Below are 20,128 nucleotides of genomic sequence, written 5' to 3' on the forward strand. Positions count from 1 at the left end.
CATTATTCACCAATCGTGATTGCCGGCGCCGCTATCGTGGCCTTTCCCGATACCGCAAGGACGCACGACCATGACCGCCTACGCCACCCTCCGCACGCCCCGGCTGGAGATCGCCTACCTCGAATGGAATCCCGGCGGCGAGCGCGTCGCCGTGCTGCTGCACGGCTGGCCCGACAGCCCCGAATGCTGGCGCCCGGTGGCGCAGCGCCTGGCGGCGGAGGGCTACCGCGTGCTGTGCCCGGCGCTGCGCGGCTTCGGCCCGACCCGCTTCCTGGACGCGGCGACGCCGCGCAGCGGCGAACTGGCGGCGCTGGGCCGCGATCTGCTGGACTTCATCGCCGCGCTCGGGCTGCGCCGGCCGCTGCTGGTCGGCCACGACTGGGGCGCGCGCGCCGCCGCCAACGCCTGCGGCCTGCAACCCGGCGTGGCCTCGCACCTGGCGCTGCTGTCGGTCGGCTACGGCACCAACGACCCGGCGCAGGCCCTGCCGCTGCCGCAGGCGCGCAACTACTGGTACCACTGGTTCATGGCCACGCCGCGCGGCGCGGCGGCCGTGCGCGGGCAGGCCCGGGCCTTCACGCGCTATCTGTGGGACACCTGGTCGCCGCCCGGCTGGTACCAGCCGGACGAATTCGACGAGGCCGCGCGCGCCTTCGACAACCCCGACTGGCCCGCGGTGGTGCTGCATTCGTACCGCCAGCGCTGGGGCTTCGAGGCAGGCGACCCGGCCTACGCCGAGGACAGCGCGCGGCTCACGCCCGCGCCGACACTGGCGCTGCCCACGCTGGTGCTGCACGGCGGCGCGGACACCTGCAACCTGCCGGCGACGTCAGAAGGCCGCGAGCACTATTTCACCGGCGGCTATGAACGGCGGGTGCTGGATGGCGTCGGCCACTTTCCGCAGCGCGAAGCGCCGCAGGCGGTGGCCGCCGCGCTGCTGAAATTCCACGCGGACGGGCCCGCCGCGCGCTGACGGGCCGGCGCGGCGCCCGGCAGGAAAACGGGGAATGGCGGATAATCGCGGTATTTCCCGCCGCCCTCGCGGCGGCTTCTTGCGGGCGTTCGCGCCCGGCAGCATTCGGAGTCAGCTATGTATCGCGGCATTGAGGCGATCGAACACTTCATGGTATCCATCGGCCTGACCTGGCAGCCCGGCCGCACCCAGAGCGCCGAACTGCGCGCCAGCTACCGCATCGGCAACACCCGGCCGCTGGGCATCGACTGCACCCTGGTGGAGTTCCACTGTGACAGCAAGCGCCCCAAGGTCTGGGTGCCCGAGTTCTCGCGCACCAGCTTCCACCAATGGTTCGAAGTGCCGTTCCAGGAATTCGAATTCACGCCGGGCGGCTCGATGCTGAAGATCAAGGCCCCCGCGCGCGGCAACGCCCCGCCCTACAGCGTGGGCCTGAAGCCGCTCGCCTGAGCGGCCCTGCCCGCCCGGCGCCCGCCGGGCCTGGCTACAACGGCTTGTACATGATGGTCGTGCCGTCCAGCCGGTTCGGATCGCGCGCATCCCGGGCGAATCCCGGAATCACCCCCACCGTGCGGTAACCCAGCGAGGTATACAGCGGCTCGGCGTTGTCACCGGTGCGCGTATCCAGCGCGATCAGGCTGCGGCCGGAGGCCACGGCCGTGGCCTCCGCCGCCTGCATCAGTTCGCGGGCGATGCCGCGACGGCGGAAGTCGGGGTGCACCAGCAGCTTGCGGATCTCGGCGCGATGCGGCTGGTTGGGCGGCGTATCGCAGTCCAGCTGCACCGCGCCGGCCACCCGCCCTTCGCGCATCGCCACCCACAGCACCAGGCCGCCGCTTTCCAGCGGCGGCAGCACTTTGTCGAGCCAGAACGCGCGCGCCGCCTCGGGGCCGAAGGGCAGCACGAAGCTGACGCTGGCGCCGTCCTGCACGCAGGCATGCAGCAGGTCGCCCAGGCCGGGCAGCAGGGCGTGGGCCTCATCGGCGGTAACGGCGGTCAATGCAGGGGTTTCGATGGACATGGCGGACTCAGACGATGAACAACAGGTAGCGGGCGCCGCTGTGCGGCGGGGTATCGAACTCGCTGGCGCCATAGAGTTGGTAGCGCAGGCAGTCGCCCGGCCCGAGCGCATGGGCCTGGCCGTCGACGCGGATGGAGAGCTCGCCTTCGAGCATCACCAGGTGGTGTTCCAGCCCGGCGCGCGGCGACTGTTCGTATTCGATATGGGCGCCGGCCGGCAATTCGCAGGCCAGCACTTCGCCGGCCAGCTTCTGCGACGGCGGCGACACCGAGCGCCGCCGGAAGCCCGTGGCGCCATCGACCCACACGGCCTGCGCCGCGCCCGGCACCAGCGGCGCGAAGTCGTCTTCGACCATGCGCATCAGGCGCGACATGGTCATGCCATAGGCGCCGCAGAGCTTGCCGAGCACGCTGGCGGTGGGGCTGACCTCGGCGTTTTCCAGGCGCGACAGCGTGGCGCGGCTGATGCCGGCGCGCGACGCGAGTTCGTCCAGCGGCCAGCCGCGCTCGGTGCGCAAGGCCTTCAGGCGGCCGGCCAGGCGTTGGTCCAGGTCGATATCGGGAGCGGATGAATTTTCCATATGAGAGAATTTATCTCAAATATGGAAAATCATCAATCACCCCGGGCGTTCCCGCACCCCGACGCTGCCGCCGGCAATTCGGCACAATACGGCGTATGCACACAGCCCGATTCGTTTCCATGACCGTCCTCTGCCTGGGCATCCTGACGGGCTGCAGCCTGCCGCCCCTGGAATCGCGCAATGCCTCGCAGGCGCTGGCGCCCGACGTCGCCCGCGACACGGCGCTGGGCCGCGCCATCGCGCCGCTGGCGGCGCGGCACCCGGACAAATCCGGCATCCACCCGCTGGCCGACGCCCACGACGCCTTCGCCGCGCGCATGATGCTGGTGCGCGCCGCCCAGCGCAGCCTGGACGTGCAGTACTACATCTGGCACGACGACATGACCGGCACCATGCTGCTGGAGGCGCTGCACGCGGCGGCCGACCGCGGCGTGCGCGTGCGGCTGCTGCTGGACGACAACGGCACCGCCGGGCTGGACACGGTGCTGGCGGCGCTGGACGCGCATCCGAACATCGAGGTGCGCCTGTACAACCCATTCGTGGTGCGCTGGCCCAAGTCCATCGGCTACCTGACCGACTTCCGCCGCCTGAACCGGCGCATGCACAACAAGTCGCTCACCGCCGACAACCAGGCCACCATCGTCGGCGGCCGCAACATCGGCGACGAATACTTCGGCGCCACCAACGGCGTGCTGTTCACCGACCTGGACGTGCTGGCCGTGGGCGCCGTGGTGCCGGACGTCTCGGCCGATTTCGACCGCTACTGGGCCAGCGAGTCGGCCTATCCGGTAGCCGCGCTGCTCAAACCCGCCGGCCCCGATGCGCTGGCCGCGCTGGAACGCAAGGCCAGCGCCGTCGAACAGTCGCCCGAGGCCGCCGCCTACGCCGAGGCGATGCGCGCGCTGCCGTTCATCCAGCAACTGCTGCGCGGCGAGCTGGCGCTGGAGTGGGCCGATACGCGCATGGTCAGCGACGATCCGCGCAAGACGCTGGGCACCGCGCCGCCCGAGGCCATGCTGCCGCACCAGCTGCACGACATCGTCGGCGCGCCGACGACCGACCTGGAGCTGGTCTCGCCCTATTTCGTGCCCACCGCCAGCGGCACCGAGGCCTTTGCGCGCATGGCGCAAGGCGGCGTCAAAGTGCGGGTGCTGACCAATGCCCTGGAGGCCACCGACGTGGCCGTGGTGCATTCGGGCTACGCCTCGCGCCGCCACGACCTGCTGGCCGCCGGCGTGGAACTGTTCGAGATGAAGCGCCAGGCGGCCGAGGTCGAGCGCAACAAGAGCCTGGGGCCGTTCGGCAGCTCCGGCTCCAGCCTGCACGCCAAGACCTTCGCGGTGGACGGGCGCAGCGTGTTCGTCGGCTCGTTCAATTTCGACCCGCGCTCGGCGCGGCTGAACACCGAGCTGGGCTTCGTGATCGACAGCCCGACCCTGGCGCGCCACATCGCCGACGCCTTCGAGCACGACATCCCGCGCAGCGCCTATCGCGTCTGCCTGGACGACAAGGGCCGGCTCTACTGGCTGGAACAGCGCGACGGCCGCACGATCCGCCACGACACCGAACCGGGCACCACCGCCTGGCAGCGCTTTTCGGTGTGGTTCGTGTCGTTGCTGCCGATCGAATCGCTGTTGTAGGCTGCGGCAACTTACGGAGTTCGGCGCCGGCCCGATGGCGCTAGACTGGACCCTGTCGCCTTTTTTTTGCGCATCGCCCCCCATGAGCAAGCTGGACACCCTGGACTGGACCCGCATCGCCGCCGACCTGGACGCGCGCGGCCACGCCGTGGCCGCCGGCCTGCTGACGCCGGCGCAATGCCAGGCGTTGGCCGCCGGCTACGACGACGAGCACCGCTACCGCAGCCGCATCGTCATGAGCCGCCATGGGTTCGGCCGCGGCGAATACAAGTATTTCGCCTATCCGCTGCCGCGCCTGCTGCACAACCTGCGCACCGCGCTGTATCCGCGCCTGGCGCCGATCGCCAACCGCTGGAACCGGCAGATGGGCATCGCGGTGGATTACCCGGATGCGCATGCCGACTTCCTGGCGCGCTGCCACCAGGCCGGCCAGCGCCGGCCGACGCCGCTGATCCTGCGCTACGGGCCGGGCGACTACAACTGCCTGCACCAGGACCTGTATGGCGAACACGTATTCCCGCTGCAAGTGGCGGTGCTGCTGTCGCGGCCGGACCAGGACTTCAGCGGCGGCGAGTTCGTCATGACCGAGACCGACAGCGCGGGCCAACGCGCCGAAGTGCTGCCGCTGCGCCAGGGCGACGCGCTGGTCTTCACCGTCAACCAGCGCCCGGTCGCCGGCGCGCGCGGCTGGCGCCGCGTGGCCATGCGCCACGGCGTCAGCGCGCTGCGCGATGGCCAGCGCCACACGCTCGGCGTGATCTTCCACGACGCGACCTGACATGGGAACCAGCCTGAACCTGTTTGACGACGAGGAAACCGCGCAGACCGGCCGCGAGCGCATCGGCGCGCAGTCGGTGGTGCTGCGCGGTTTCGCGCTGCCGGCGGCGCGGGCGCTGCTGGCCGGCGTCGACGCGGTGCGCCGGGAGGCGCCCTTTCGCCACATGGTCACGCCCGGCGGCCTGCCCATGTCGGTGGCGCTGACCAACTGCGGCGACTTCGGCTGGACCAGCGACGAGCGCGGCTACCGCTACACCCGCGAGGACCCGCGCACGGGGCAGCCGTGGCCGGCGATGCCGGAGGCCTTCGACACGCTGGCGCGCGAGGCCGCGCTGGCGGCGGACTTTCCCGGCTTCGCGCCGGACGCCTGCCTGGTCAACCGCTACCAGCCTGGCTCGCGCCTGTCGCTGCACCAGGACAAGGACGAGCGCGACTACGACGCGCCCATCGTCTCGGTGTCGCTGGGCATGCCGGCGGTGTTCCTGTTCGGCGGCCACGAGCGCGGCGACAAGGCCGTGCACGTGCCGCTGTTCCATGGCGACGTGGTGGTGTGGGGCGGCGTCGACCGCCTGCGCTATCACGGCGTGCTGCCGCTGAAAGACCGCCCCCCACCCCACGCTGGGCAGCGTGCGGATCAACTTCACCATCCGCAAGGCGGGCTGAGGCGACCCAGGCCGCCCCGGCCGCCGCTCAGGCGGCGCGCAACGCCACCTTGGGGAAGTCCACCGGCACGTCGAAAGCGACGTTGACGTAGTTGGTGAACAGGTTCAGCGCCACGTGCGCCAGCAGCTCCACGATCTGGCCGTCGTCGAAGCCGGCCTGGCGCAAGGCGGCCACATCGGCATCGCCCACCTGGCCGCGATCGCGCACCAGCTTGAGCGCGAACGCCAGCGCCGCGGCGGTGCGCGGGTCATCGGCGCGGCCGGCCTGGGCCGCGGCCATTTCCTCGGCGCTGGCGCCGGCCTTGCGGCCCAGCGCGGTATGCGCCGCCAGGCAGTATTCGCAGCGGTTGCTGTCGGCCACGGCCACGGCGATCTTCTCGCCCAGTTGCGCGGACAGCGTGCCGCCGCCCAGGGCGCCGAAGGCGGCCCACATGCTGGCCAGCGCCGCGGGCGAATTGGCGACCGCGCGGAACATGTTGGGCGTGGCGCCGAACGCGCCGTGGATCTGGCGCAGCAGGTCCTGGCTGGCGGCCGGGGCGGAGGCGGAATCGAGCAGGGGAACGCGGGACATGATGGTTTCCTTTGAATGAAGGGAAGTGGGCGGGACACCGGCACAGACGGCCGGCGCCTGGCACCCAGTATTCCCCTTCCCGCAGTACCATTGGATACTCAACGTCCATCAAACATATCCAATCGTCCAAGCCCGCCATGACGCCTCCCGTCGACCGCCTGTCTTCCCTGCTGGAGCAGTTCCGCGCCCGCGCCCGGCTGTTCCATAGCGGCGCCATGTGCGGCCTGACCCGCTTCCCGCCGGAAACCGGCCGGGGCTTTCTGCACGTGCTGCGGCGCGGCCGCATGGAGGTGCGCCATCCGCCGGGCGGCGGCCTGCCGCGGCGGCTGGCGCTGGCCGAGCCGACGCTGCTGTTCTATCCGCGGCCGGCGCGGCACGACTTCCACAATCCGCCGCGGGACGGTTCGGACTTCACCTGCGCCACGCTCGATTTCGACGGCGGCGCGCGCAATCCGCTGGTGCGCGCGCTGCCGCCGTTGATCGCCCTGCCGCTGGCGCGGGTCGAGGGGCTGGAACAATCCCTGGCGCTGCTGTTCGCCGAGACCGAATCGGTGCGCTGCGGCCAGCGCCTGCTGGCCGACAAGCTGTTCGAGGTGGTGTTGATCCAGCTGTTGCGCTGGCTCATCGACCATCCCGAACAGGCCGGCATCCAGGCCGGGCTGATGGCCGGCCTGGCCGACCCGCGGCTGGCGTGCGCGCTGGTCGCCATGCACCAGGCGCCCGGCGCGTCCTGGAGCCTGGCCGCGCTGGCCGCCGAGGCCGGCATGTCGCGCAGCGCGTTCGCCGCCGCGTTCCACGAAACGGTCGGCCAGCCGCCGGCCGACTACCTGGCGGACTGGCGCCTGGCGCTGGCCCAGGCGCGGCTGCGCGAAGGGCGGCCGGTCAAGTCGATCGCGGCCGAGCTGGGCTACGCCAACGCCTCGGCGCTGTCGCGCGCCTTCAGCCGCAAGCTGGGCGCCTCGCCGCGCGCCTGGCGGGAACGACCGGACGATTGAGGCCGCCCGCCATGCGGGTTCCCCAGAACTGGCGGCGGCCGCGCGGCGGCCCTACTATCGGGCACCCTCGCGCCCTTCCCAGGAATTCCATGCGCCTTGCCTTCGCCCTGCTGTCTACGCTGGCCAGCCTGTCCGTCGCGGCCGCCGAACCGCCGACACCGATCGAGAATTCGCTTGGCATGGTGTTGGTGCCGTTGCCGGCGGGCGCCTTCCAGATGGGCAGCGACGAGACGCCCGAAGCGCTGGCGCGCGACTATCCGCAATACCCGAAGGAACGCTTTGCGCAGCTGTTCGACGAAGCGCCGGTGCATACGGTGCGCATCACCCGCCCCTTTCTGATGGCGCGCACGGAAGTCACCGTGGGCCAGTTCCGGCGCTTCATCGAGGCCTCGGGCTACGTGCCGGAATCGGAAGCCGACGGCACCGGCGGCTACGGCTACAACGCCGCCTACGACCCCGAGGCCAGCGAGCGCGGCGACGCCTTCGAGGGGCGTGATCGCCGCTATTCGTGGCGCAACCCCGGCTTCGCCCAGACCGACGCGCATCCGGTGGTCAACGTCAGCTGGAACGACGCCACCGCGATGGCGCGCTGGCTCAGCCGCGAGGAAGGCCGCGTCTACCGCCTGCCCACCGAGGCCGAATGGGAATACGCGGCCCGCGCCGGCGGCCGCGGCCGTTACCAGAACGGCGACGATCCGGCCGCGTTGCCGGACGTGGCCAACACGTTCGACGCCGACGCCGCGCCCCTGTGGCCAAAGTGGCAGGCGTTCGCCGCCGCGCGCCGCGACGGCCATGCCTTCACCGCGCCGGTGGCCAGCTACGCGCCGAACGCGTTCGGGCTGTACGACATGCACGGCAACGCCTGGGAATGGGTGTCCGACTGGTATGGCGAGGATTACTACGCGCATTCGCCCCAGGATGACCCGCAAGGCCCCGCCAGCGGCAACGTCAAAGTGCGGCGCGGCGGCTCCTGGCACACCTGGGCGCTGTACGTGCGCTCGGCCTACCGCAACTGGAATACGGTGGAAACGCGCTATCCGCTGGTCGGATTCCGGCTGCTGCGCGAAGTGGATTAACGTAGACCGGTTAGCATAGCCGCAAGCAAAACTTTCAAAAGAGTCTCGACATGCATTCGCTGGGCCGCCTCGTCCTGCTCGTCAACGATTACGACACCGCCATCGCCTTCTTCCAGGACAAGCTGGGCATGGAGGTGTTCGTCGACATGGCCGTGGGGCAGCAACGCTATGTGCACCTGCGCCTGCACGAGCAGCCTTCGGTGGGCGTCTGGCTGCTGCAGGCCCAGACCCAGGCCCAGCGCGACCGCGTCGGCGACCAGACCGGCGGCCAGCCGGTGGGCGTGTTCTACACCGACGACGTCGCCCGCGACCATGCCCGTTTCGCCGGGCGCGGCGTGCGCTTCACCAAGGAACCGGTGGACGACGGCAACGCCGTGTACGCGCACTTCATCGACCTGTACGGCAACGAGTTCGTGCTGGTGCAGAGCAAGCCGTAGTCCGCCCGCCCCGTGGCCCGCGACGCAACCGCGCGCCGCACAAACGTACAAGACGGCCGGCTGGCGCGCGCCTAAGCTGGGGGTTTCCCATCGCCCCCCAAAGGAGCCCCCATGTCCGCCACCGCCATCAACCTGGCCCGCAAGCTCTCGCTGATCCAGGAGCCCTGGCAGCCCAAGGTCATCGCCGAGATGAACGACTACCAGTTCAAGCTGGTCAAGCTGCACGGCGAATTCGTCTGGCACGCCCATGCCGACACCGATGAGACCTTCATCGTGCTGGAAGGCCGGCTGCGCATCGAGCTGCGCGACGGCCACATCGACCTGGGCCCTGGCGAGATGGCCGTGATTCCCAAGGGCGTCGAGCACAAGCCCTGTGCCGAACACGAGGTGCACGCCATGCTGATCGAGCCGCGCGGCGTGCGCAATACCGGCGACCAGGGCGGCGAGCGCAGCGCGCCCAACGACGTCTGGATCTGAAGCCGGTTCAGGAACGGTCGGGCCCGATCAGCCGCTTCTCGCTCCTGGCGGCGATGCGCGCCTCGACCCGCCGCAGCACCGCCAGCACGAACAACGCCATCGCCGTGCTGGCGACGGCGGTGGCCTCGCGGCCCATGCCGGCGGCCACGCCGATGGCGGCGGTCATCCAGATGCTGGCGGAGGTCGTCAGGCCGCGGATCTCGCGTTCGTCGCTGAGCTTGATGATGGCGCCGGCGCCGAGAAAGCCGATGCCGGCGATGACGCCCTGCAGCACCCGGCTGAGGTCGCCGACCTCCATGCCGTTCTGCAGCGGCACCAGCACGAAGATGGCCGCGCCCAGCGCCACCAGCATGTGGGTGCGCAGCCCGGCGGCCTTGCCGCTGCGTTCGCGCTCGTAGCCGAGCAGGCCGCCCAGGACCACCGCCATGCCCAGCCGCAGCACGATGCGGGTGGCCTCGCCGACATCGGGGATGTCGGCGAATTCGCTGCGCAAGGTGCTCCAGACTTCCAGCCAGATTTCCGCCATCGCCGTCTCCCGCGTGCAGGGTGTGCGCGTCCAGCATAGCAGGCCGGCGCTGGCGCGGCGCCGGCCATCTGGTTTACAACGTCATCCTGGTCCGCGCTACGACGGACGCGATCGCGAGGAGCTTGGGATGGATCTGCAGCTGGAGGGCAAACGCGTACTGATCACGGGCGCGTCCAAGGGAATCGGCCTGGCCTGTGCCATGGCGTTCGCGCGGGAAGGCGCCGAGCCGATCCTGGCGGCGCGCGACGACGCGGCGCTGCAGGCCGCCGCCGCCGCGATCGCCGCGCAGACCGGCCGGCAGGCCCGCACGCTGGCGGTCGACCTGGCGCAGCCGGGCGCGGCGGCGCGCGTGGTCGAACACACCGGCGCCATCGACATCCTCGTCAACAACGCCGGCGCGGTGCCGGGCGGCGCGCTGGACCAGGTGCAGGACGAACGCTGGCGCGCCGGCTGGGACCTGAAGGTGCATGGCTACATCGACCTGGCGCGCCACTATTACCCGTTGATGCGGACCGCCGGCAACGGCGTCATCGCCAACATCATCGGCATGGCCGGCGCGGCGCCGCACGCCGACTACATCTGCGGCGCGGCCGCCAACGCCTCCCTGATCGCGTTCACGCGCGCCCTGGGCGGCGACGGGCCGCGCCATGGCGTGCGCGTGTTCGGCGTGAATCCGTCGCGCACCCGCACCGACCGCGTGCTGACATTGGCCAAGCAGCGCGCGCAGGCCCGCTGGGGCGATGAATCGCGCTGGCAGGAAACCCTGCACGACCTGCCCTTCGGCCGCCTGATGGAAGCCGGCGAGGTGGCCGACATGGTGGTGTTCGGCGCCTCGCCGCGCGCCGGCTACCTGAGCGGCACGGTGATCGACCTGGACGGCGGCGAGCAGTACGCCGGCCGCTGACCCGTCGGCGTCAGCGCGCCGCGGCCCAGCCGGCCAGCAGCGCCGGCAACTGCGCCATGTCGGTGAAGACGTGGGCCACGCCGACGTCGCGCAGCGCCTCGGGACCGCTGTGGCCGTTGTCGCTGGGGCTGTAGCCGAACACCGTGGCGCCCGCCGCCACGCCGGCGGTGGCGCCGGTGACGGTGTCCTCGACCACGGCGCAGCGGCGCGGGTCCACGCCCAGCGCGCTGGCGGCGGCCAGATAAACATCGGGATAGGGCTTGCTGCGCGGCATTTCGTGGCCGCTGAAGACGCGTTCGCTGAAGCAGTCGGCGATGCCGACCTTGGCCAGCTGCAGCTCGACCTTGCGGCGGTCGGCGCCCGAGGCCACCGCGATGCGGCCGTCCAGCGTCCGGTGCAGGGCGCGCACCGCGTCGGGCGCGCCGGGGATTTCCAGCAGTTCCAGGTCGAGCGCGGCATTGCGGCGCTCGCGGAATTGCGCGAACCAGTCGGGCGACAGCGCCACGCCGGTGCGCGCCTGGATCAGCGGCAGTTCGTCGCGCACCGCCTTGCCGGTGAAGATGCGGGTGGCTTCTTCGAAGGTGATCGCCCAGCCCAGTTCGTTGAGCATCTCGGTCAGGACGCGGGCGGTGATCGGCTCGGAATCGACCAGGACGCCGTCACAGTCGAACAGCACGGCGTCAAAGGGAAAATCAGTCATTGCAGGCAGCGGGAAAGGGGTCCATGAAGCCCACAAGCATACTGCACGGCCCATCCCCGCCCCGGCCACGGGCGCGCGCCGCGGCCGCAAGCAACGGAGTGCCCGCGGCCGCGCGAGCCGTTATGCTGTCCTTCGCCGGCGCCCCGCCCTGTCCACCGCTTCCCGCCCTCCATGACGCCACCCGATACCGCCCCGACCGCCGCCCGGCGCCGGCCCCGCAAGGCCGCCGCGCCGGCAACCCCGCCGACGCCGGCCCTGTTCGAGCGCGCCGCCCGCCACCTGGCCGCGCTGGACGCCGACTGGGCCCGCCACGTCCAGGCCATCGGCCCCTGCCTGCACGCCTCGCGCCCGGCGCGCGAGCCCTACGAAGCGCTGGTGCGCGCCATCGCCTACCAGCAGCTGCATGCGCGCGCCGGCGACGCCATCCTCGGCCGCCTGCTGGCGCTGTATCCCGGCCAGTCCTTTCCGCGGCCGCGCACGCTGCTGGATACCGATCCCGAGCTCCAGCGCGCCTGCGGCTTTTCGGCGTCCAAGCTGGCCACCATCCGCGGCATCGCGCAGGCGGCGCTGGACGGCGTGATCCCCGAACGCGAGGAAGCGCTGGCGATGAGCGACGAGGCCCTGATCGAACGCCTGGTGGCGCTGCGCGGCGTGGGCCGCTGGACCGTGGAGATGCTGCTGATCTACACGCTCGAACGCATGGACATCCTGCCGGTGGACGACTATGGCGTGCGCGAGGGCTACCGCCGCCTGAAGCGCCTGGACAAGGCGCCGTCGCCGGCCCAGATGCGGGCCATCGGCGCAGCCTTCAGCCCGTACCGCACGATCGCGGCGTGGTACCTGTGGCGCCTGCCCGCCGCGCCGGCGACAACGCCATGAACGCCGCCGGCCATCCGCTGGACCGCTACGACTGGACCCGGATCCTGGGCCAGCTGGACGCCGAAGGCTGGGCGCCGCTGCCCGCGCTGTTCGACCCGCCGCAGGCGCGCGCTGGCGCAGGCTTTCGACGACCCGGCCGCCGTGCGCATCGGCGGCGAACGCGACGAACGCCGCGCGCTGCGCCTGCCCGCGCCACCGCTGCTGCGCGACCTGCCGCGCGCCCTGTATGCGCGGCTGGCGCCGCTGGCGCAGTCCTGGGCGCAGCGGCTGGGCCGCGACATCCGCTATCCGCCGGACCCGGATGCCGGGCGGGCCGCGCCGCACGCCGAGCCGGCCGCCCTCACCCGCCTGCGCCAGGACGGCTTTGAAGCGCTGCGGCACGCGCACGACGACACGGCGTTTCCCATCCTGCTGGTGGCGCTGCTGTCCGATCCCGCCCACGACTTCAGCGGCGGCGAGTTCGTCATGACCGAGCAACGCCCGCGCCAGCAGTCCCGCCCCCCTGGTGCTGCCGCTGGGCCTGGGCGACGCCGCCCTGATCGCCTGCGCCCACCGCCCCATCCGGGGCGCGCGCGATGACTACCGCGCCACCCTGCGCCACGCCGTCAGCCGGGTGCGCGACGGCGAACGCCGTGGCCTGGAATTACCCCTGGACGCCCCCCCCGGTCCGTCCCCGGATAACGCATCGCCTGGCGGATCGACCCGTTTTTCTAGATTGCATTTTACATATTCAATATGCAAAACTAGCAGCCATGGAAAAACCTGCCCCCGCCCTGCGCCACGCCAGCTTCACGCTCGACGGCGCCGCCTACACCCACATCGACATGGCCGGCATGTACGGCCCTGACTACCACCGCCTGCCGGTGGTGCTGCGGCTGCTGCTCGAAAACGCGCTGCGCAACATGCGCGGCGCCGAGCGCGACGCCGCCGTGGCCGCGCTGTTCGCCTGGCTGGCCGACGGCACCAGCGAAGCCGAGATCGCCTTCCAGCCCGGCCGGGTGCTGATGCACGACACCACCAGCACCCCGGCGCTGGTCGACATCGCCGCCATGCGCGACGCGCTGGACGAGGCCGGGGTGGATCCGCGCGCGCTCAATCCGGTGCTGCCGGTGGACGTCTCGGTGGATCACTCGCTGGCGGTGCAGGCCTATGCGCAGCCCGACGCGGCGGCGCGCAACCTGGCCCTGGAGCTGCGCCGCAACGCCGAGCGCTACCGCTTCCTGCGCTGGGCCTCCAAGGCGCTGTCGAACGTGCGCATCCATCCGCCCGGCACCGGCATCATGCACACCATCAACCTGGAGCAACTGGCCACGGTGGTGTGCGATGACCACGGCGCGCTGCATCCGGACATGATGATCGGCACCGACAGCCACACCCCGATGATCAACGGCATCGGCGTGCTCGGCTGGGGCGTGGGCGGCCTGGAAGCGCAGACGGTGATGTTCGGCATGCCGACCATGCTGCGCATTCCGGACGTGATCGGCGTGCGCCTGAGCGGCGCGCTCTCGACCGGCGTCACCGCCACCGACCTGGCGCTGACCGTCACCCAGCGGCTGCGCGCGATCCAGGTGTCGGGCGAGTTCGTGGAGTTCTTCGGCCCCGGCGTCGCCACGCTGTCGGCCGGCAGCCGCTGCGTGGTCGCCAACATGGCGCCCGAATACGGCGCCACCACCGGCTACTTCCCGATCGACGAGGCCACCCTCGACTACCTGCGCCAGACCGGCCGCGACCCGGCCCACGTCGCGCGGGTCGGCGCCTATGCCGCCAGCGCCGGCCTGGCGCTGGATCCGGCGGCCACGCCGCGCTACACCCGGGTCATCGAGATCGCGCTGGACCAGGTGCACATGCACGTGGCCGGCCCGACGCGGCCGCAGGACCTGCGCCCCTATGGCCAGACCCGCGAGCTCCTCGCCAGCCTGGCGTTCACGCCCAAGGCCGACTCGCCCCTGCCGCGCCATGCCATCGCCATCGCCGCCATCACCAGCTGCACCAACACCTCGGATCCGCGCCTGCTGGTCGCGGCCGGGCTGCTGGCGCGCAAGGCGCGCCAGGCAGGGTTGACCGTGCCAGCCTGGGTCAAGACCTCGCTCGGCCCCGGCTCGCCCGCCGCCGCCGACTATCTGCAACGCGCCGGCCTGCTAGACGACCTGCAGGCGGTCGGGTTCGGCATCGTCGGCTACGGCTGCACCACCTGTATCGGCAATTCCGGACCGCTGCCGGACGCGGTGCGCGCGGCCATGGCCGCCGGCGCCATCCACCCGGTGGCGGTGCTGTCGGGCAACCGCAATTTCACCGGCCGCATCCACCCCGATCTGGACCTGGGCTTCCTGATGTCGCCGCCGCTGGTCATCGCCTTCGCGCTGGCCGGCGACGCCGAGCGCGACTTCAGCCGCGAGCCCGTGCAGATCGCGCCGGACGGCCGCGCGGTGCATCTGCATGAGCTGTGGCCGCGCGCGGACGAGATCGACGCGGCCCTGGCACAGGGCCTGCGCGCCGACGATTTCCAGCGCGCCTTCCGCATCGCCGCCGCCAACCCCGAGTGGCAGGCGCTGGCGTCGCCGGACACGCCGCGCTTTCCCTGGAACCCGGCCTCGACGGCGTTGCGGCGGCCGCCGTTCGCCAGCGCCGGCCCCGCCAGCCAGCTGGGCCGCTACGCCGCCTATCCGCTGCTGGTGCTGGGCGACGACGTCACCACCGATCATCTGTCGCCGGCCAGCGCCATACCGCCCGATAGCCTGATCGCCGATTTCCTGGTGGCGCAGGGCGACGACCGCGACGACCTGAACGTGTTCGCCTCGCGCCGCGGCAACTGGCAGGTGATGATGCGCGCCGCCTTCTACAGCAAGAGCCTGGCCAACCTGCTGTGCCCGGACGCCCCGGTCGGCCATACGCTGCACGCGCCCAGCGGCGCCATCGAGCCGATCTGGGAAGCGGCGGAACACTATCGCCGCGACGACGACGCGGTGGTGCTGCTGGCGGGCGAGCGCTTCGGCACCGGCTCGTCGCGCGACTGGGCCGCCAAGGGCCAGCGCCTGCTGGGCATCCGCGCGGTGCTGGCGGTCAGCTTCGAGCGCATCCACCGCTCGAACCTGATCGGCATGGGCATCCTGCCGCTGCGCCTGCCGGCGGGCGTCACGCCACACAGCCTGGCGATCCAGCCGGGCGACCGCTTCGAGATCGATTGTCCGCCGCAGCGCCTGGCGCCACGCCAGCCGGTCGCAGTGCGGCTGCTGCGCGCCGACGGCCGCGAGCAGGCCCTGCAGGCCACGGCCGCCGTGGAAACGCAACTGGAACTGCATCTGCTGCGGATGGGCGGCGTGATTCCGGCTATCCTCGCGGATACGCTTGGCGCCGCGACCTCGGCGCCGTCCGAGACGGCCCCGCCGGGCTGAGTCCCACTTTGCATCCCCCATGAGCGCGCAGACCCATACCGCCAGCAAGATCCTGGAGCTGATCCGGCAAGACCGCCTGACCGGCGGCGCGCACCTGAGCGCGCAGAAACTGGCCGACCGCCTGCGCCTGTCGCGCTCGCCGGTCAACGACGCGCTCGGCCTGCTGGAAGCGCACGGCATCGTCGCGCGCAAGCCCAACCGCGGCTACTTCCTGCAGCTGGACCACGACGCGCTGGCGCGCACGTCCGCCGAGCTGGCGCCGCCCGCCGCCGAGGACATCGTCACGCAAAGCTATTTCCGGCTGGCCGACGAACTGCTGCGCGGCGCGCTGCCGATGCAGTGCAGCGAAGCGCTGCTGCGCGCCCGCTACGGCCTGACGCAAGCGCAGACCCAGGCGCTGCTGGCGCGCGTGGCGCAGGAAGGCTGGGCCCAGCGGCGCCCCGGCTACGGCTGGGAATTCTCGTCGATGATGACCACGCCCGACAGCCTGCTGCAGTCGTATCGCCTGCGCCTGGCGCTGGAACCGGCCGCGCTGCTCGAACCCACCTACCGCATCGACAAGGCCGTGCTGGCGCGCTGCCGCGCCGCCGAGCGGCACCTGCTCGACGGCGGCATCGACAGCGACAGCGCCGACCAGTTGCACGAACGCGGCGTGCGCTTCCACGAGTCGCTGGTGGAGGCCTCGGGCAACCCGTTCTTCATCGACACCATCAAGCGCGTCAACCGCGTGCGGCGGCTGCTGTCGTACCGCTCGATGCAGGACCGCAGCCGCTATCGCCAGCATTGCGAGCAGCACCTGGAAATCCTCGACCTGCTGGAGCGCGAACGCAACGAAGCGGCCGCCGAGGCGCTGGCCCGCCACCTGCGCAGCACGCTCGACAACCTGGCGCGCATCCGCGGCATCCTGACAACCTAGGCCGCCGGCGGATCAAGCCACTACGCACGGGCCGCCTGGCGGCCCGCCGCCGGCCCCTCAGAAGTCCATCGACGCCGACAGCATCAGCGTGCGCGGCACGCCTTGCGAGATGGTGCCGTAGGACGCCACGCCCGACCAATAGGCGCGGTTGAACACGTTGACGACATTGGCGCGCAGGGTCACTTCCTTGCCGTCGATGCGCGTGACGTAGCGCGCGCCCAGGTCGAACGTGGTCCACGAGGGCACCGACTGCGTGTTGGCCTGATTGACGTATTCCTTGCCGGTGTGGATCACGCCGCCGGTCAGGGTCAGCCCGGCGACCCAGGGCGTATCCCATTCCGCGCCCAGGTTGGCGGTGAAGCGCGGCACGCCCACGGGCTGGTTGCCGCGCGTGGCGGGGTTGCTGGTGCGCGTCAGCTCGGCGTCCAGGAAGGTCACGCCGCCCAGCAGGCGCAGGCCGCGCAGCGGCTCGCCCGACAGGTTCAGTTCCAGGCCGCGGTTGCGTTGCTCGCTGTCCGCCGCATACACGCCCCCCGTCAGCTGGCCGCTGGGCTTGGTGATCTCGAAGGCGCTCAGGGTCAGCATGGCGCTGTCGAAATCGACCTTGACGCCGACTTCCTTCTGCTTGGACTTGTACGGCTTGAACACCTGGCCGGCGTTGGTGGCGGTGGCCGGCGCCACGTCGCCCTTGCTCAGGCCCTCGATGTAGTTGCCATAGAACGAGACGTTCCGCCACGGCTTGAGCACCAGGCCGGCCAGAGGCGTAATCGCGCTTTCGTCGTAGCTGAGGGTGCGCGCGCCCGTGACGCCATTGAAGTTGCGCGACTCGACCCGCTGCTGGCGCGCGCCCAGCGTCAACTGGACCCGCTCGTCCAGCACGCTCAGCGTGTCGGCCAGCGCGAAGCCGCTCAGGTCCGAGGACGACACCTTGGGCACGCTGGCGGGTGCCGCGATGTCCTGCCGGGGCCGCGTCACCGGGTGATAGATGTTGGACGACAGCGGCGTGCCGTTCACGCTGGCCTGGGCATTGCGGTCGCTGTACAGCGTGCCCATGAAGGTGATGGCATGGCGCACCGGACCGGTGTCCAGCTTGGCGCGCAGGCCGGCGTTGTAGGTGCTGCGATCGACCTGGAACTTGAAATGGTTGGGGGGTCACCAGCGTATCGCCGGCGGCGTTGACGATAGTCGGCGTCTGGTCGGACAGGCGGTTGATGGTGGTGGTCGAGCCGCCCGCGTCGGCGAACACCGTCAGGCGGTCGCTGATGTCGTACTCGACGCGCAGCAGCGCGGATTCGCCTTCGGACTTCCACCAGCCCCACGGCTGCGTCGCGTTGCGGCGGCCGTCCGGCGCGTCGGGCACGCGCAGGCCCGTGGCCACCAGGAACGGACGCGTGGGCGCGTCGACCTTCTCGTTCTGGATCAGCAGGTCCAGCGAGGCGCGCAGCTTCTCGCCCTGGTAGTCCAGCGACAGCGCGCCCAGATCGGTGCGCGAATGCAGGTTGTCCAGCGGCGTGTCGCCCTGGCGGTGCAGGCCGTTGACCCGCACGCCCCAGGCGCCATCGTCACCGAAGCGCCGGCTCAGGTCGACGCGGCCGCCGAACTGCGACGCCCCCGCGTAATCGGCCGACACCCGCGTCAGGTCCTGCGGCAGCGAGCGCTTGGGCACCATGTTGATGACGCCGCCCACCCCGCTGTTGGGCGACATGCCGTACAGCAGCGCGGCCGGCCCCTTCAGCACCTCGACCCGCTCGATGTAGTCGGTGAACACGTGGTAATTCGGCGCCACGCCATAGACGCCGTCGAAGGCGATCTCGCCCAGGTTGCCTTCGCCTATCGGAAAGCCGCGGATGTAGAACGAGTCCGTCACGCCGCCGATCTGGCCGGTGAAGCGCACCGAGGAATCGACGTTCAGCGCGTCGGCCAGCGTCACCGCCTGGCGGTTGGCCAGCAGGTCCGAGGTGTAGTTGGCGACGCTGAACGGCGTATCCATCACATCGCGGTTGCCCAGCAGGCCCAGGCGGCCGCCACGCGCCACCTGGCCGCCCGTGTAGCTGGCCGGCAACGCCGAGGGATGCGCGTCCGCGCCCGTCACCACGACGTTCGGCAGCAGCGTGGTCTCGCCCTGCGGCGGCAGCTTGCGCAGCGAATAGGCGCCGCCGCCCTGCTCCGCCAGCGCGTAGCCGGAGCCCGACAGCAGCCGCGCGAAGCCCTCGCGCACCGTGTAGACGCCGTTCAGGCCGTCACTATGCTGACCCGCCAGCAGGGCCGGATCGAAGGACAGCGGCACGCCGGCGGCGGCGGCGAAGCGGGCCAGCGTGTCGCCCAGCGGGCCGGCGGGAATCGCATAGGGCTTGCCGCTCGCCGCGCTGACGGCATCGGCGGCGCGCGCCGGCTGCGCGGCCGCCGACGCCAGCGCCAGCGCCACGCCCAGGCCAAGGGCGCGCACCGCGGCCCGCGTGGACGACGATGAGGTCCGCGCGCGGCGGACAGACAGGGAACGGGAGTAACGGCTTGCCATGAGGGATCCTTCGTGGGCGGGGCATCGCGGTCGCGCCGCGACGATTCACCCGGTACACCGAACGAAGGCCGAAAAAGTGTCAGGGACTCGGCGATTAATTTGTAACGGCCGCGCCCTCAGCGCGCCGCGACGGTGACCCAGTACGGCGTCATGCGCTGGATCCGCACCGGCAGCGTCTTCTCCAGCAGGCGCAGGCCGGCGTCGATGTCGTTCAAGGGAAAGGCGCCCGACACGCGCAGCTCGGCCACCGCCGGATCGCAACGCAGGAAACCGCGGCGGTAGCGCGCCAGTTCCGCCACCAGGTCGGCCAGGCGCCAGTTGCGCGCGGCCAGCATGCCGTCCTCCCAGGACACCAGGGCGGTATCGACGGCCGACTCGGGCTCGATCCGCTGCGCGTCGAACACGGTTTGCTGCCCCGCCCGCAACACGCGCTGCGCGTCGCTGGCGGCCGGCCGGATCGCCACCGCGCCCTCGAACACCGCGACGCGGATGCCGTCGCGCTCGTCCCGCACCATGAAGCGCGTGCCCAGCGCCTGCACCGAGCCCTGCGCGGTGCGCACGATGAACGGCCGATGGACCGGCGCCGGGTCCTTGCCGGTGGTCAGCAGGATCTCGCCCGCGCGCAGCCAGATCACGCGCTGCTCGGCGGTGTACTGGATGTCGACGGCGGTGGCGGTGTTCAGCAGCAGGCGGGTGCCGTCCGCCAGTTGCATGCGGCGCTGCTCGCCGGTGGCGGTGCGCGCGTCGGCGCTCCATTCGTGCCACGGCAATTCGCGCCAGGCCAGCCAGGCCGCCGGCCCCAGCAGCAGCAGCAGGCCCGCCCCGCTGCGCAGCGCCTGGCGCCGGCCGGGCCGCTCCAGCTGCCGCAGCGTGCGCGCGCCCAGATCGGGCGGCACCTGTCCAAAGCTGCGCAGCATGTCTTCCACCCGGGCCCAGGCGGCGGCATGCGCCGCGCTGCGGCCGCGCCAGCGCTCGAAGGCGGCACGGTCCGCGGCCGACAGGGTCTCCGACTGGAAGCGCACCAGCCAGCCGGCGGCCTCTTCCAGGACCGCCGTATCCGGGGTGGCGCTCACGCGGCGCCCCC

The 20,128-nt window shown here is 71.5% G+C and carries 20 protein-coding genes and 2 pseudogenes; 15 read left to right on the forward strand and 7 right to left on the reverse strand.

Annotation, left to right across the window (positions count from 1 at the left end):
- The first annotated feature begins 70 nt into the window (after positions 1 to 70).
- Entirely contained in the window at positions 71 to 973 is a 903-nt protein-coding gene (locus AOZ49_RS26310; RefSeq protein WP_054478635.1) for an alpha/beta fold hydrolase, read from the forward strand.
- Between the two features lie 117 nt (positions 974 to 1,090).
- Complete coding sequence (locus AOZ49_RS26315) at positions 1,091 to 1,423, forward strand: hypothetical protein (protein ID WP_054478637.1); 333 nt, start codon at positions 1,091 to 1,093, stop codon at positions 1,421 to 1,423.
- 34 nt (positions 1,424 to 1,457) lie between these two features.
- Here AOZ49_RS26315 and AOZ49_RS26320 read toward each other — a convergent pair whose 3' ends face one another.
- Positions 1,458 to 1,994 (reverse strand): GNAT family N-acetyltransferase, encoded by a 537-nt coding sequence (locus AOZ49_RS26320; protein WP_054478639.1) that lies wholly within the window; start codon positions 1,992 to 1,994, stop codon positions 1,458 to 1,460.
- A 7-nt stretch (positions 1,995 to 2,001) separates the two neighbouring features.
- The gene (locus tag AOZ49_RS26325; RefSeq protein ID WP_054478641.1) at positions 2,002 to 2,574 is read right to left on the reverse strand and encodes a helix-turn-helix domain-containing protein; all 573 of its coding nucleotides are present in this window, start codon (positions 2,572 to 2,574) and stop codon (positions 2,002 to 2,004) included.
- Between the two features lie 119 nt (positions 2,575 to 2,693).
- Here AOZ49_RS26325 and AOZ49_RS26330 point away from each other — a divergent pair, with 119 nt between their 5' ends.
- The 3 genes and pseudogenes from AOZ49_RS26330 to alkB all read left to right on the forward strand — a co-directional run bounded on the left by AOZ49_RS26330 (position 2,694) and on the right by alkB (position 5,654).
- The gene (locus AOZ49_RS26330; RefSeq protein WP_054478643.1) at positions 2,694 to 4,214 is read left to right on the forward strand and encodes a phospholipase D family protein; all 1,521 of its coding nucleotides are present in this window, start codon (positions 2,694 to 2,696) and stop codon (positions 4,212 to 4,214) included.
- Between the two features lie 82 nt (positions 4,215 to 4,296).
- On the forward strand, positions 4,297 to 4,992 hold the full coding sequence (locus tag AOZ49_RS26335) for a 2OG-Fe(II) oxygenase (RefSeq protein WP_054478645.1): 696 nt from the start codon (positions 4,297 to 4,299) through the stop codon (positions 4,990 to 4,992).
- Between the two features lies 1 nt (position 4,993).
- A pseudogene (gene alkB / locus AOZ49_RS26340) lies at positions 4,994 to 5,654 on the forward strand (DNA oxidative demethylase AlkB).
- Positions 5,655 to 5,681: 27 nt separating this feature from the next.
- Here the strand turns inward: alkB and AOZ49_RS26345 are convergent.
- Positions 5,682 to 6,224, reverse strand: a complete 543-nt coding sequence (locus tag AOZ49_RS26345; protein ID WP_054478647.1) for a carboxymuconolactone decarboxylase family protein — start codon at positions 6,222 to 6,224, stop codon at positions 5,682 to 5,684.
- A gap of 137 nt (positions 6,225 to 6,361) precedes the next feature.
- On the opposite strand from AOZ49_RS26345, the gene AOZ49_RS26350 reads away from it, so the two are divergent.
- The 4 genes from AOZ49_RS26350 (at position 6,362) to AOZ49_RS26365 (ending at position 9,209) form a co-directional block, all read left to right on the forward strand.
- Positions 6,362 to 7,219 (forward strand): AraC family transcriptional regulator, encoded by an 858-nt coding sequence (locus AOZ49_RS26350; RefSeq protein WP_054478649.1) that lies wholly within the window; start codon positions 6,362 to 6,364, stop codon positions 7,217 to 7,219.
- A gap of 89 nt (positions 7,220 to 7,308) precedes the next feature.
- Positions 7,309 to 8,295 (forward strand): formylglycine-generating enzyme family protein, encoded by a 987-nt coding sequence (locus tag AOZ49_RS26355; RefSeq protein WP_082380590.1) that lies wholly within the window; start codon positions 7,309 to 7,311, stop codon positions 8,293 to 8,295.
- Between the two features lie 50 nt (positions 8,296 to 8,345).
- Complete coding sequence (locus AOZ49_RS26360; RefSeq protein WP_054478650.1) at positions 8,346 to 8,732, forward strand: VOC family protein; 387 nt, start codon at positions 8,346 to 8,348, stop codon at positions 8,730 to 8,732.
- A 111-nt stretch (positions 8,733 to 8,843) separates the two neighbouring features.
- Positions 8,844 to 9,209 carry a cupin domain-containing protein gene (locus AOZ49_RS26365; RefSeq protein WP_054428672.1) on the forward strand — a complete coding sequence of 122 codons (366 nt, stop codon included), beginning with the start codon at positions 8,844 to 8,846 and terminating at the stop codon, positions 9,207 to 9,209.
- A 7-nt stretch (positions 9,210 to 9,216) separates the two neighbouring features.
- Here the strand turns inward: AOZ49_RS26365 and AOZ49_RS26370 are convergent, their stop codons facing one another.
- Positions 9,217 to 9,735: an MgtC/SapB family protein gene (locus tag AOZ49_RS26370; protein WP_054428673.1), complete on the reverse strand. Its 519-nt coding sequence runs from the start codon at positions 9,733 to 9,735 to the stop codon at positions 9,217 to 9,219.
- A 127-nt stretch (positions 9,736 to 9,862) separates the two neighbouring features.
- Between AOZ49_RS26370 and AOZ49_RS26375 the strand changes: the two genes are divergently transcribed.
- Positions 9,863 to 10,639 (forward strand): short-chain dehydrogenase/reductase, encoded by a 777-nt coding sequence (locus AOZ49_RS26375; protein WP_054478651.1) that lies wholly within the window; start codon positions 9,863 to 9,865, stop codon positions 10,637 to 10,639.
- A 10-nt stretch (positions 10,640 to 10,649) separates the two neighbouring features.
- Here AOZ49_RS26375 and AOZ49_RS26380 read toward each other — a convergent pair whose 3' ends face one another.
- A complete protein-coding gene (locus AOZ49_RS26380; protein WP_054428675.1) occupies positions 10,650 to 11,339 on the reverse strand; it encodes an HAD family hydrolase in 690 nt (229 codons plus the stop codon).
- 171 nt (positions 11,340 to 11,510) lie between these two features.
- On the opposite strand from AOZ49_RS26380, the gene AOZ49_RS26385 reads away from it, so the two are divergent.
- The 5 genes from AOZ49_RS26385 to AOZ49_RS26400 all read left to right on the forward strand — a co-directional run bounded on the left by AOZ49_RS26385 (position 11,511) and on the right by AOZ49_RS26400 (position 16,526).
- Positions 11,511 to 12,218 (forward strand): DNA-3-methyladenine glycosylase family protein, encoded by a 708-nt coding sequence (locus tag AOZ49_RS26385; RefSeq protein WP_231689735.1) that lies wholly within the window; start codon positions 11,511 to 11,513, stop codon positions 12,216 to 12,218.
- A 141-nt stretch (positions 12,219 to 12,359) separates the two neighbouring features.
- A complete protein-coding gene (locus AOZ49_RS33880; RefSeq protein WP_054478653.1) occupies positions 12,360 to 12,797 on the forward strand; it encodes a 2OG-Fe(II) oxygenase in 438 nt (145 codons plus the stop codon).
- Positions 12,724 to 13,065 carry a 2OG-Fe(II) oxygenase gene (locus AOZ49_RS33885; RefSeq protein ID WP_255353713.1) on the forward strand — a complete coding sequence of 114 codons (342 nt, stop codon included), beginning with the start codon at positions 12,724 to 12,726 and terminating at the stop codon, positions 13,063 to 13,065. The genes AOZ49_RS33880 and AOZ49_RS33885 overlap by 74 nt, the downstream gene beginning before the upstream one ends.
- Positions 12,971 to 15,610: an aconitate hydratase AcnA gene (acnA, locus tag AOZ49_RS26395; protein WP_054478655.1), complete on the forward strand. Its 2,640-nt coding sequence runs from the start codon at positions 12,971 to 12,973 to the stop codon at positions 15,608 to 15,610. The genes AOZ49_RS33885 and acnA overlap by 95 nt, the downstream gene beginning before the upstream one ends.
- Positions 15,611 to 15,629: 19 nt before the next feature.
- A complete protein-coding gene (locus AOZ49_RS26400) occupies positions 15,630 to 16,526 on the forward strand; it encodes a GntR family transcriptional regulator (RefSeq protein ID WP_054478657.1) in 897 nt (298 codons plus the stop codon).
- Between the two features lie 57 nt (positions 16,527 to 16,583).
- Here the strand turns inward: AOZ49_RS26400 and AOZ49_RS26405 are convergent.
- Positions 16,584 to 19,044 (reverse strand): annotated as a pseudogene (locus AOZ49_RS26405) (TonB-dependent siderophore receptor).
- Between the two features lie 116 nt (positions 19,045 to 19,160).
- Positions 19,161 to 20,117 carry a FecR domain-containing protein gene (locus AOZ49_RS26410; protein WP_054478659.1) on the reverse strand — a complete coding sequence of 319 codons (957 nt, stop codon included), beginning with the start codon at positions 20,115 to 20,117 and terminating at the stop codon, positions 19,161 to 19,163.
- Between the last annotated feature and the right edge of the window lie 11 nt (positions 20,118 to 20,128).

The organism is Achromobacter sp. 2789STDY5608615, assembly GCF_001298995.1.
In the GTDB taxonomy this organism is placed as follows: Bacteria; Pseudomonadota; Gammaproteobacteria; order Burkholderiales; family Burkholderiaceae_B; genus Achromobacter; species Achromobacter insuavis.